The 12,496-nt window shown below is 54.4% G+C and carries 12 protein-coding genes and 1 pseudogene; 2 read left to right on the top strand and 11 right to left on the bottom strand.

Annotation, left to right across the window (positions count from 1 at the left end):
- Nucleotides 1-32: 32 nt before the first annotated feature.
- From CLV80_RS13475 to CLV80_RS13460, 4 genes and pseudogenes are all read right to left on the bottom strand, one after another.
- Nucleotides 33-1,166 carry an MFS transporter gene (locus CLV80_RS13475; protein ID WP_243394568.1) on the bottom strand — a complete coding sequence of 378 codons (1,134 nt, stop codon included), beginning with the start codon at nt 1,164-1,166 and terminating at the stop codon, nt 33-35.
- A gap of 38 nt (nt 1,167-1,204) precedes the next feature.
- The gene (locus CLV80_RS13470) at nt 1,205-1,957 is read right to left on the bottom strand and encodes a DeoR/GlpR family DNA-binding transcription regulator (RefSeq protein ID WP_165793383.1); all 753 of its coding nucleotides are present in this window, start codon (nt 1,955-1,957) and stop codon (nt 1,205-1,207) included.
- A gap of 64 nt (nt 1,958-2,021) precedes the next feature.
- Nucleotides 2,022-2,984, bottom strand: a complete 963-nt coding sequence (locus CLV80_RS13465) for a helix-turn-helix domain-containing protein (protein WP_207766585.1) — start codon at nt 2,982-2,984, stop codon at nt 2,022-2,024.
- 94 nt (nt 2,985-3,078) lie between these two features.
- Nucleotides 3,079-3,981: pseudogene (locus tag CLV80_RS13460) on the bottom strand (LysR family transcriptional regulator).
- A gap of 109 nt (nt 3,982-4,090) precedes the next feature.
- Here CLV80_RS13460 and ygiD point away from each other — a divergent pair.
- A complete protein-coding gene (gene ygiD / locus CLV80_RS13455) occupies nt 4,091-4,915 on the top strand; it encodes a 4,5-DOPA-extradiol-dioxygenase (protein WP_106358449.1) in 825 nt (274 codons plus the stop codon).
- Nucleotides 4,916-4,958: 43 nt separating this feature from the next.
- Here ygiD and CLV80_RS13450 read toward each other — a convergent pair whose 3' ends face one another.
- The 5 genes from CLV80_RS13450 to pobA form a co-directional block, all read right to left on the bottom strand.
- The gene (locus tag CLV80_RS13450) at nt 4,959-6,011 is read right to left on the bottom strand and encodes an NAD(P)-dependent alcohol dehydrogenase (RefSeq protein WP_106358448.1); all 1,053 of its coding nucleotides are present in this window, start codon (nt 6,009-6,011) and stop codon (nt 4,959-4,961) included.
- Between the two features lie 130 nt (nt 6,012-6,141).
- Nucleotides 6,142-6,756, bottom strand: coding sequence for a protocatechuate 3,4-dioxygenase subunit alpha (pcaG, locus tag CLV80_RS13445; protein WP_106358447.1), 615 nt, complete (start codon nt 6,754-6,756; stop codon nt 6,142-6,144).
- 2 nt (nt 6,757-6,758) lie between these two features.
- Entirely contained in the window at nt 6,759-7,496 is a 738-nt protein-coding gene (gene pcaH, locus CLV80_RS13440) for a protocatechuate 3,4-dioxygenase subunit beta (RefSeq protein WP_106358446.1), read from the bottom strand.
- On the bottom strand, nt 7,493-7,873 hold the full coding sequence (pcaC, locus tag CLV80_RS13435) for a 4-carboxymuconolactone decarboxylase (RefSeq protein WP_106358445.1): 381 nt from the start codon (nt 7,871-7,873) through the stop codon (nt 7,493-7,495). Before pcaC ends, pcaH begins: the two co-directional genes overlap by 4 nt.
- A 19-nt stretch (nt 7,874-7,892) precedes the next feature.
- Nucleotides 7,893-9,062, bottom strand: coding sequence for a 4-hydroxybenzoate 3-monooxygenase (pobA, locus tag CLV80_RS13430; RefSeq protein ID WP_106358444.1), 1,170 nt, complete (start codon nt 9,060-9,062; stop codon nt 7,893-7,895).
- A gap of 94 nt (nt 9,063-9,156) precedes the next feature.
- On the opposite strand from pobA, the gene pcaQ reads away from it, so the two are divergent.
- Entirely contained in the window at nt 9,157-10,065 is a 909-nt protein-coding gene (gene pcaQ / locus CLV80_RS13425) for a pca operon transcription factor PcaQ (protein WP_106358443.1), read from the top strand.
- Here the strand turns inward: pcaQ and CLV80_RS13420 are convergent.
- Complete coding sequence (locus CLV80_RS13420; protein WP_106358442.1) at nt 10,062-11,618, bottom strand: acyl-CoA dehydrogenase family protein; 1,557 nt, start codon at nt 11,616-11,618, stop codon at nt 10,062-10,064. The genes pcaQ and CLV80_RS13420 overlap by 4 nt on opposite strands.
- Nucleotides 11,615-12,490 carry an amidohydrolase family protein gene (locus CLV80_RS13415; protein ID WP_106358441.1) on the bottom strand — a complete coding sequence of 292 codons (876 nt, stop codon included), beginning with the start codon at nt 12,488-12,490 and terminating at the stop codon, nt 11,615-11,617. Before CLV80_RS13415 ends, CLV80_RS13420 begins: the two co-directional genes overlap by 4 nt.
- Between the last annotated feature and the right edge of the window lie 6 nt (nt 12,491-12,496).

The raw sequence follows: 12,496 nt of genomic DNA, 5'->3' as shown, positions 1-12,496 counted from the left end.
GGACGCCCGGAAACTTAACTTTCGTCCCTGTTTTACGCGCGCACCACTCTACGCGCGGTCAACGGCACAAGGGCCATTAGCAGTGCCAACACAGCAAACGCCAACGGCAGGCTGGTCGCGTCAGCGACAAAGCCAACTAAAGCAGGCCCCATGAGCACGCCAGCGTAACCCGTCGTGGTCACAGATGCGACGGCAAGACTAGGCGGCATGATCTTTTGTCTGCCCGCCGCGCTGAACACGATAGGCACCAAATTTGCGGCGCCAAGGCCAACTAATACGAACCCCGATAAGGCAACCAATGCCCAAGGCGAAACAAGGACAATTCCGATGCCTAGGATCGCGGCAATGCCTCCCATGATCAGAACACGGAATTCGCCCAATGCCATAACAATCCGGTCGCCAGTTAAGCGCGCGGCCACCATCGCAACCGAGAATAAAATATACCCGATGCCAGCATTTTGCGCCGGCGCTATTTCACGGTCGATAATCAACAGCGCGCCCCAATCTAGGATCGCCCCTTCGACCAAGAACGTGACACCAGCTAGAATGGCGAGCAGCAGAACAATACCGCGCGGGACTGAATATGGTTCAGGCTCTCCGCCGCTCACGGCCAACAAACGCGAGCCAGAAAGCAGGATCGCGACGAGCGCAACAAACGCACCGATAAGTGCTGCGACCACGGTTGTAACACCCAGTGACAAAAGCACGGTCATAAGGCCCGCACCAAAGAATCCACCAATACTAAACTGCGCGTGAAAATTCGACATCAGGGCACGGCCTTCTTTGCCTTCGACCTCTGCACCGTGGATGTTCATCGCAACATCAATCGTGCCTAGAGACGCACCAAAAAAGAACAAGGCCGCCCCAAGAGACATTGGCGTTCCCGCAAAGGCCAACAACGGTAGAAACGCGACCAAACCGAAGCCACCAAGTCGCACCATAGGCCGGGCCCCGCGCCGTGCGGCGATAACCCCAGTCACCGGCATCGCGATAATTGAGCCAAGCCCAAGGCAAAGCAAAACCAGCCCAAATTGCCCTTCATCTGCGCCGATGTTCGCCTTGATGAACGGAAATAGCGGGGCACAACATGCCATCGAAAAACCAGCCGCGAAAAACGCAAGCCGCGTTGCAAGACGCGCGGGTGCGGTCGTTGAAAAATCGGTCAATGGATTTCCTTGTATGGTTGGATTTGAGAATGTTGGATTTATACCGTGATAATTGTGGTTCCGGCGTTTGCCAGTAGCTTTGTTTCGCCGTGATCAGCATCCGTGATCAGCAAATCAATTTCACGAATTGGCAGGGTATGATGCCGTGCTCTTCGCCCAATCTTTTCAGAACTGGTGACAACGAATGTACGGACGGCCGCGTCATGCATCGCCTGTTTCATCTGGGCCTCATCATAATCATCCGCGCTAAGGCCGAATTCCGCATCGACACCGCAGGCACCTAAAACGGCGATGTCAGCGGCGATCTTTGCGACCTTACCTAGCGCCACATCACCCACGGCAATCCCGCCCCGCGCGCTTAACTTGCCGCCCAGCAAAAAGACTTCGATATTGTGCTCTTGGCAAGCGATAGCGATCCAAGGCGAAGGTGTAATCACCAACCGCCCCGGCAAAGCAGGAAGCATCGGGATAAGAGAAAGCGTTGTCGATCCGCCATCCAGCAGCAGCGTCTGCGCATCACCAATTTGGTCAATTGCTGCACGGATCAGGTCGGTCTTTACCGCGCCGCCTAACAACCGCGAATGAAGCGGATCTGCAGGGCGTGCAACAGGCACAGCGCCTCCACGTACGCGGTGCGCTTTTCCGTCCGCCTCTAACGCGAGGATATCGCGCCGAATAGTATCCAGCGACACATCAAACTCCGCAGCGACATCGATGGCAACGACCTGCATACCATCAGCTAGTCGCTGAGCGAGTATGCGTTGCCGCGTATCTGGAATATTCAAATCCATGCAATTTCCTGCAATATGTTGCAGAATCATGCATACGTAGATTTTTTCACATCGTCAACACGACTTAATCACCTAGCCCAAGGCGCTTCATTCGCCGATACAGCGTCGCACGACCGACACCCAATGCGCGTGCAGCTTCGGATACGTTTCCACCCGCTCGCGCCAGTGCACGCACCACAGCCGCCCGTTCTGCTTTGACAAACCCTGTCGGGCCATCTTCGCGTCCAAAGATATCAGAGGCTGGACGTGGCTTGATTGCGCCCAACAGTTCCAAATCAAATACTTTGCGCGCATTCCGCGTCGCCCCGATCACGATGTCATCGGCATCAATGGCCAGCAATGTTGCAATGTCGGAATCCCCGCTATCCGCCACAACGATCCGCGCCCTGGGGAATGATGCCCGGAAGAAATCGGATTCAATGGACTTTGCAGTTTGCCCAACCATCGCCCCGATCAACTGATTATAGCTTTCGGTTTGATCAGCACGTGCCGAAGAAACATCCAATGCTGCAAGCAAACGGCCATCCGTTCCAAAAATTGGGGCGTCCATGCAGCTCATTCCGATATTTCGGGCAAGAAAGTGGTCATTGCGATGGATCGTCACTTGGCGCTTTTCAGTCAGACAGGTACCGATACCATTGGTGCCTTCGGCAGCTTCGCTCCAATCTGCGCCCAGACACAGCCCCCATTCCTTAAAGGTATCGGTATCAGCGTCAGTACAGCGTTGATCCAACACAATCCCAACTTCGTCCGTCAGCAACACGCCACACCCAGAATTCCCAACCAGTCCAAAAAGGTGGTCCAGCTTAGGGGCGGCGACCATCATAAAACGATCATGTTTGTTGCGTCGTTCATGAAGTTCGGATGCATTGACAAGGTTGACCGTGATATTATCAGCGGGGTCTAATCCATGGCGTTCGACAGACCGCCGCCAAGACGCCGCAAGCGAGGAACGCGCAGCAGCGGATCCTGAGTTCACGGCACCCATGATTTTGTCGATATGCTGCTTCTTTTCTGAAATGACCATTCCCCCCTCCCGTGGTTACTGATCTTCCTCCCGTCGGGTACAATAGCCTGAGTCAGCGCAAATGTCTCGGTTTGTGCTCACCGCAGGCAAATCATCAACTTTGGGCGTTTTGGGAACTGCGTATATCTTGAACTGAAAAGTCGATCAGCGTTCGGATTTTCCGTGGGAGAGCACGTCCCTCAAGGTACACAGCACTAAGCGGGATTTCTTCGCATGTGAATTCCGGAAACAGCGGGACCAATGCCCCCGACTTAAGCGCATCCACCACAGCGAAATGCGGCGAATACACGATACCCTGCCCAGCAACTGCCAAATCACACGCTGCCCGAGCAGAGTTCACATGAAACCGTCCGGCCACCGTTACTGCGGTTTCTTTGTTTTCGTTCTGAAACGTCCAACGTCACGCATTGCGGCGGTTGGTGTCGACAATACAGGCATGGTCGGACAGCGCAGCAATGGACTCGGGGGGGCCGAATTTCGCAAGATACGCTGGGCTAGCAGCAATTACACTATGGATCATGCCCAGCTTGCGTATCTTGATCGACAGCATATCAGTAGCCCCCAAACGAAAGGCTACATCAATCCCTTCTGAGGCCAAATCGACGTAATGATCGCTGAGCCGCATATCGAATGTCAGATTCGGATGCTGCATGGCAAAGCGCCCAAGCATGGGGGCTATATAGGCTTCTCCAAAGGTGACCGGTGCTGACACACGAATAACGCCAGAAAATCCACGCGATCCTTCAGAAACGTCCCCAAGTAGATCGTCCAACTCATCTAATAATGCTGGCGCCCTTGCCAACAGGTCTTCGCCTGCAGGTGTCATGCCCACACGCCGAGTTGTGCGCTGAAACAAGCGCACCCCCAACTGCGTTTCAAGTTCACCTACATATTTCGAGGTCAGACGGTTTGATACGCCCAGCTGTTCTGCCGCTGCCGTGAACGATCCGGTCTGCGCCGTCGCAACAAATGCGCGCAGTTGATCAAGCATATCCATAACACAATCCGATTAAGAACATTTTGTGGTAATTCAATCCATAGTTTCTCCATTTCGCGGATACCAATCAAGACTTATGTTCACCTCAATCCATGAAAGGACCCTGAAAATGAACACTGCACATTCCCTGCGCAATTTGCGCGAAAGCCTAGCACCAAGCGAACGTATGCCGCTGGTATTTTTGGGTCACGGAAGCCCAATGAACGCCATCGAAGACACAGAATACAGCCGAGCATGGACCAAATTAGGACAAACGCTACCGCGGCCGAATGCGATTCTTGTCGTGTCGGCACATTGGATGACCCAAGGAACCACCTTGGTCGATGTATCGGCGCTGCCTCGAACAATACACGATTTTCGCGGGTTCCCCGAAGACCTGTTTGCACAGCAATACCCGGCCCACGGCGCACCCAAACTTGCACGCGAAGTTGTATCGATCCTAGCAAGCCACCACGCCGAAGAGGACGACACATGGGGATTAGATCACGGCGCATGGACCGTGCTCAAATTCCTGTATCCAAATGCCGACGTGCCTGTCTTTCAAATCTCAATCGATATGACACGTGATCTTCGCTATCAGCTTGAGATCGGGAAAACCCTGTCAGAACTGCGCGATCGCGGGGTGCTGATCCTTGGTTCTGGCAATGTGGTGCACAATTTGGGTGCGATGCAATACGGCGGCAAACCACAAGATTTCGCATTGGAGTTCGACAAACTTGTGGCAGATCGATTAACCGAAAGAGATTTTAGCGCGCTAGCGGATCGTCGATCATTGGGGGCATTACTGCAAATGGCACACCCGTCCGTCGATCACTATCTACCTGCCCTCACAATTGCAGGGGCATCGACAGAAAAAGACCAGTTAACTTTCATGACCGATGCGATCGATCTTGGGTCTGTATCCATGCGGTCGTTCGTCTTTCACGACAACTAAATCCCAAAGGACCAGTGGTTAAATACCGCTGACCCTTTGTATGTTACTGTGGCAGTTCGATTTGCAGCTTCACATCCTCTGGCGAAGCAGACGCAGCAATATCGAACGCACGAACGCTGTCTTCGAACGCAAATGTACGCGTGATAAGTGGCTTTACGTCAATCGCACCGGAACTCAGCATTCCAACACAGCGCGGGAAAACATGCGCATAGCGGAAAATATTTTCAACACGCGCTTCGCGAACCATAGCAGCGCCGGCATCATATGAAATCGGCTCTGACTGGCCACCGATCATGACGACACAGCCGCCTGGGGCAAGTGGTTGGAAAACCTGCGCGGCGGCTTGGGGTGATCCTGTTGCCTCGAACACAACATCGGCACCCCAGCCATCAGTCGCAGCAAGAACGATATCGACAAGATTTTGCTGAGATACGTTCACCGGTATGATCGCTTGCGACAGCCCAGCAGCAATTTCCAGTTTTTTCTCAGCTAAATCACTGACGAACACGCGCGCGCAGCCTGCTGCAAGTGCCGATAGCGCTGTGACCATCCCGATTGGCCCAGCGCCCATAACGACGGCAACATCGCCAGGTTTAATCCGCGCCTTAGTCGCCGCATGCACGCCGACCGCCAAAGGTTCAACCATCGCTGCCTCCGCAAAGCTAACGTTATCAGGCAAACGAAATGTAAAATCAGCGGGGTGCACGCAGGTCGGTCGTAAAATTCCATGCACTGGTGGGGTAGCCCAAAATCGAACGGCCGGATCGATATTATACATCCCCAACCGTGCTGCCTTTGAAGTAGGGTCCGGAATGCCGGGTTCCATGCAAACGCGATCACCGATTGACAGGTTTACAACCTCTGCTCCCAGCTCAATTACCGTCCCGGATGCCTCGTGCCCAAGGACCATCGGTGCGTTCACAACAAATGGGCCAATACGACCATGCGTATAGTAATGCACATCCGATCCGCAGATCCCCACAGTGTGCAGTTTTATCCGCACATCGCGCGGCCCAAGTGTTTCTTCTGCTTTTGAAATTTCGGAAAAGTCACGTAACGACAGTTCGTCTTGACGTTCAAGAACCAGCGATTTCATGAGACATGCCTCCACACTTGTCATTGTGCAACACCAGTGCCCATCCGCCGCCAAAGATCAAGCACCAGTCACAAAAAGGGGCGCAAGCATGTTGCCGCGCCCTCTTTCAAATTGTCTGTATGATGTCAGATCAAATATCGAAAAAGATCGTCTCGCCTTCGCCTTGCAGGCGGATGTCGAACCGGTAAACACCGTCAGCCTCTTTCTTGGCCAGCAGTGTCGGCACGCGGTTTTGGTGTTCGATCCGGGTTAGGATCGGGTCGGCCGCGTTAGCCTCTGCCTCGTCTTCGAAATACATGCGGGTGTGCAGACCAATGTTGATCCCGCGTGCAACAACCCAAAAGGTCACATGCGGGGCCTGCATCCGGCCATCGGGAAACGGCACAGCGCCCGGTTTCACAGTCTCGAATGTAAATTCGCCTGTGTTCATATCACCCGGCGACCGGCCCCACCCTGTAAAGTTTGGGTCCGCCTGTCCGCGTGTTTCATTGGCAGAATTGAACAGACCTTCGCCGTCTGGCTGCCAGATTTCGATCATAGCGTCGCGTAGTGGCGTTCCAGTGCCGTCAAACACCGTCCCTTTGATCGTGATTTCTTGGCCTTTGACCGGGCCGGTCTTCATAGACGCACCTAGGTCTTCGCCATAAATCTCGATTCCGGTAAAGTTCGGTGTGCAACCGATATGGACATATGGGCCAGCTGTTTGGCTTGGGCTTTCTTTGAGATATTCGAGTTTCTGAGTCATAATCACATTCCCTCAACACGGTTTTCAAAGAACGTCTGACGGCGTCCGCGCAGGACGATGTCAAACTTATACGCACGTGAATCCATTGGCACAGTGCGGTGCATGTCCAAAGGCGCGATCAGCGATTCAACGGCGGCTTTGTCATCGATTGTATCAACGATTGGGCAAAGCCAGATATGCGGGTCACCTTCGAAATACATCTGCGTAATCAGACGCTGGGCAAAGCCATGACCAAAGACGCTAAAGTGGATGTGCGCCGGGCGCCAATCATTCATGCCATTGGGCCAAGGGTAAGGACCGGGCTGAATGGTGCGGAATTCATATGATCCGTCTTCGCCTGTGATCGTACGGCCGCAACCACCAAAGTTGGGATCAAGCGGCGCAAGATAGCTTTCTTTCTTATGGCGGTAACGGCCACCCGCGTTGGCCTGCCAAAATTCCAGCAGCGCACCGGGAACAGGACGGCCCATTTCATCCAACACACGGCCATGGACGATGATACGCGGACCAATCGCGCTTTCACCAGAGGCGGCGTAGTTGTGGATCAGGTCGTTATCCAAATCGCCAAGCATGTTGTGGCCAAACACGGGGTTGGTTTCTTCGCTAAGGGTCGTCGGAAATGAAAGCAGGGCGGCTTGCGGGCTGCGCTTGACCGAAGTCTTATATTGCGGCGTCAGCGCGGCGGGCTGCCAATTGCGGTCACGAGGAACAAAGCCCCCTGTGTTTTTGATGATTGTCATACCTCGACTCCCAATTCGGCGAAGGTTTGTTTAGCAAGTTTGATTGCATGATTTGCCTTTGGCACGCCTGCGTAAACGGCGACATGCATAAAGGCCTGAAGAATATCTTCAGGGCTTGCACCCGTGTTGCGGCTGGCGCGAATATGCATCGGGATTTCTTCGAAATTCCCAGTCGCGGCCAGCAAGGCAAGCGTCAACATAGACCGTTCGCGGCGGCTGATCGTGTCGTCAGACCACAGGGTGCCCCATGCGCCTTCGGTGATCATCGACTGGAACGGCACGTCAAAGGTCGATTTGTTCGCCTCTGCGCGGTCGACATGCGCGTCGCCCAGAACCTCTCGGCGGGTTTTCATGCCTGTGTCGTATCGGTTGGTCATCTTGTTGGCCTTTCAGCAATCAATAGGGCAAGCCCACATAGTTTTCCGCCATCGCTTGCTGCGCGGCTTTGTTTTCGCGCAGGAACTCAAGCTCTGCGAGTTGGATTTTATAGTCGAAATCCGTCTGGTCCGGAAAACGGTGCATTAGGGACGAGAACCACCAGCTAAACCGTTCCGCTTTCCAAACGCGGGCCAGCGCCTTTTGCGAATAGGTGTCGATACCTTCGGAACTGTTGTTCTCATAATAGTCACGCAAACCGTTATATAGGTAATGCACGTCTGACGCTGCCGTATTCAGCCCCTTGGCGCCTGTTGGCGGCACGATATGGGCGGCATCCCCGCAAAGGAACAACCGGCCCCAACGCATAGGTTCAGTCACAAATGACCGCAGCGGCGCAATGGATTTTTCAATCGACGGCCCCGTGACCAGTTTTTCGGCCTGATCCGCAGGGATGCGGCGCTTTAGCTCTTCCCAGAATGCGTCATCGGTCCAATCTTCGGGACTGTCCGACAGCGAACACTGGATGTAATAGCGGCTTAGGTTTTCGTTCCGCATCGAACACAGTGCAAAGCCACGTGATGAATTCGCATAGATCAGTTCGTGGTTCACTGGCGGTGTTTCTGACAAAATGCCAAGCCAACCGAACGGATAAATCTTTTCGTATTCTTTGCGCACGTCCAACGGAATTGCCTGACGGCTCACGCCATGGAAACCGTCACAGCCCGCAATGAAATCGCAATCAACGCGACGAGCCTCGCCCGCGACATCATAGGTCACATAGGGTGCATCACTATCGGCGTCGTGGATAACGACGTTTTCAACGTTAAATTCTATCTTACCGTTGGCCTTTTCACGGGCCTCGTACAGATCACGGGTAACCTCGGTTTGGCCGTAAACCATCACCGCGTGCCCAGTGTGTTCGCTAAAATCGACGCGGAAAATTTCGTCGTCATAGGAAATCAGCGTGCCATCGTGCAGATAGCCCTCTTTCTCCATCCGTTCAGAAACGCCCGCTTCGCGCATCAAATCAAGCAGCCCACGTTCCAGCACGCCCGCACGGATACGACCCAGAACATAGTCCTTTGTCTTGCGTTCCAGAACGACACTGTCGATCCCACGTGTGTACAATAGCTGCGACAAAAGCAGGCCCGATGGCCCACCCCCAATGATGAGGACTTGCGTTTTCATGTGTATCTCCGAGTCTCTTACCCATGCAATTTGCCTATCATTTTTAGATATGTAAAATGACATTTAGACCGTTTTACTTTCCAAATGGGCAACTATGGACCGCAGAATTAAATTTCGCCACCTAGAGGCGTTCACCCACATTGCACGAGCCAAAAGCCTGAAACGCGCGGCTGAGCAGCTACATCTGACGCAGCCCGCGATTTCAAAAACGCTCAAGGACCTTGAGGTGATCATCGGCAAGCAGCTGATGGATCGTGGTCGTGCGGGCGTGCGGCTCACGCCCGAGGGCGAAGTATTCTTGACCTTTGCCGAACAAAGCATGCAGGCCCTGCAGACTGGATTAAGCAGTGTGGCCAGCATCGGGGCTGGCGGCAATCCCACATTGACTGTGGGCGCCCTGCCCAGTGTGGCAAGCCAACTGCTTCCGTGGGCGGTGCAAGATTTTCGGCAAAAATCACCGGGTACGGTCGTGCAATTGCTTGAAGGACCCCACGAATATATGACTGACCGCCTGCGCGCAGGTGCGCTTGATCTCGCGGTTGGGCGTTTGGGACGGCCCGAAAGCATGGTCGGCCTATCATTCACACAACTGTATTCCGAAGAAGTCGTGATTGTTGTTGCCCCAAACCATCCGTTGGCCGGTGCAACGCAGCTTGAACAGCTTGATGGATTCCCAATCGTCTATCCACCACAAGCAGCGGCGATCCGGCCCTTGGTTGCAGGCAAACTGATCGCCTCGGGCCTTCCGCTGTTCAACAACCGGATCGAAAGCGCGTCCGGCGAATTCGGACGTGCAATGGCCTTGGGCAACGCCCAAGCAATATGGTTCATCTCACACGGTGTCGTCGCCAATGATCTGGAAAGCGGGCGATTGGTGGCAATCGATATCGACATGTCAGCGACGACAGGTGCCATCGGCGTCATGGCAAGGTCCGAAGAAGTCCCCAGCGCAATTGCGCATCTATTCCGGCAAAGCCTTTTGGACTACGTGCAGCGCCCTTAGCCCAATGCCATCATGGCAGGTGCCACGGGGATTGGACGGGATAACGCCACATCACGCAGCCGATTATATTGCGCATCACACTCAGCGATCCGGCACCAAACTGCACGGTAATATAGCTGCATCGTCAGCTGCATATAATCATGGGCAATCACCGCCGGATCATAGGAATTCAACGCATGTCTACGTGCGGCACGCCAAGTATCGCGCAATGTCATGACGGCAGGATGGTCTGTTAATTCGCCGATCAGGGCATCAAACGCATCAGCCCCGTCGCCGACGCGCAAACCGCGTGTTGCGGTCGCCAGTGAATGAATGCCATTCGCTCCTTCGTAGATCGACGTGATCCGCGCATCGCGCCATGTTTGGGATACCCGGTATTCAGTCAGATAGCCGTATCCACCCAAAACCTGCATCCCTAGATCAGCGGACGTAATCCCCGCTTCGGTGCAAAACACTTTGCACAGCGGCGTCAGAAAATCGACGAGGCCGGGGCGATTACCCTTTTCAAGTTCCACCAATGCAATATGCGCCATCGCGCGTGCGCCCATCGTCAGGGCGCGTTGGTCATCCAGCATGCGCCGCACGTCGGCATGATCGGCCAGAACGGCATCTGACTTGTCAGCGCGACGCCCCTGTTTGCGTTCGGCGGCATATGCAGCGGAAATCGCATGGGCGCGGCTCGCGTGGGCTACACCCTGAAGCGCCACATCAATCCGTGCGTGGTTCATCAGGGTGAACATCGCGGCCAGCCCGGCACCTTCTTGCCCGACCAATTTGGCGGGCGCAGCGTCAAACACCATCTGACAGGTGGGTGAGGCATGCAGCCCCAGCTTTTCTTCAATCCGTGTAACTTTGATCGTATCGCCTGCAGCAGCTTTGTTGGCGATGAATAGCGACAAACCCTTCACGCCCGAATTGGCATCCCCCGTCCGGGCAAGGATCAGATGCAGGATGTCATTCGACATGTCCTGATCACCGCCCGAGATGAATATCTTTTCGCCATCAATACGCCAGCTTTCACCGTTGCGGGTCGACTTGGTCCGGATCCGCGACAGATCAGACCCCGCCCCCGGTTCCGTGAGGCACATCGTCGATAGTGCCTCGCCACTTGCAAGCTTTGGAACCCAAGTTGATTTCTGATCGTCCGTCCCAAACCGCATCAATGTCGCAATTGCGCCGGGCACCAGATTACAGACCATTTGCATGGCGTGGTTCGCGCCGGAAAACACCTCTGACACGGCTGCCGCGATCAGATGATTTTGCGCCATTCCGCCGAATTCTTCCGGGGCGCTTAGCCCCTGCCAACCGCCCTCGGCCAATTCCGCGAACGCTGCGACAAACCCGTCGGGCATCGTCACCCAGCCGTTATCAAACCGACAGCCCTGACGGTCGCCGCTTTCGTCAAGCGGCGCGATCACACCTGCGGCGAAAGACGCAAAATGGGTGATGATCCCTTTGGCAAGTTCATCATCCCAATCAGCAACGCTGGTAGCGCCAGCAACACTGCGCAGCGAAAACAAGATGTCATCAACTGGCGCAGTGAATGGGGTCACTTTGACACCCCAAGCAATCGCATGGCGTTCTCTTTTAAGATCAACGGACGCACTTCGTCTTTGAACTCTGCCTTATCAAAGGCATCAAGCCATTTTTCCGGGGCAATCATTGGCCAATCCGACCCGAACAACATCTTCTTTTTCAAAAGCGTATTGGCATAACGGACAAGGATTGGTGGAAAGTACTTGGGCGACCAGCCAGACAGATCGATGTAGACGTTGGGTTTGTGTGTTGCGACCGAAAGCGCCTCTTCCTGCCACGGGAATGACGGGTGCGCGAGGATGATTGGCATGTCCGGGAAATCCACGGCGATATCATCCATATACATCGGGTTGGAGTATTTCAGCCGCATCCCGTTGCCGCCGCGCATCCCAGACCCAACACCGGTTTGCCCGGTATGAAACAACGCAGGCTTGCCCGATTCCGCGATCGCCTCGTACAGCACATAGGCGCTGCGATCATTGGGATAAAAACCCTGCATGGTGGGGTGAAATTTGAACCCCTGAATGCCGTGGTTTTCAACCAGATCACGCGCCTCGCGTGCGCCGATCTTACCCTTCGCTGGGTCAATCGAAGCGAACGGGATCAGGATATCGTCATTCTTAGCGCAAGCATCGGCAACTTCGTAGTTGTCGTAACGGCGGTAGCCAGTCTCGCGTTCTGCATCGACGGGAAAGATCACGGCGGCGATATTCTTTTCACGGTAGTGCGCCGCGGTTTCATCAATCGTCGGCGGATGTGCCCAAGGCGCACCAAAGTATTTCGCCATCGTCGATTGCAGCTCGTCATAGCCATCATCATCGTGACAGCCGCAGGATTCTTCTGCGTGGGTATGAAAATCAATCGCGCGGACTTTGGAAAAATCGACCATCTGTTT

Source organism: Yoonia maritima, assembly GCF_003003285.1.
Taxonomy (GTDB): Bacteria; Pseudomonadota; Alphaproteobacteria; order Rhodobacterales; family Rhodobacteraceae; genus Yoonia; species Yoonia maritima.
Note: the sequence above shows the minus strand (reverse complement) of the source record. Positions and strands in the feature narration are given on the sequence as shown.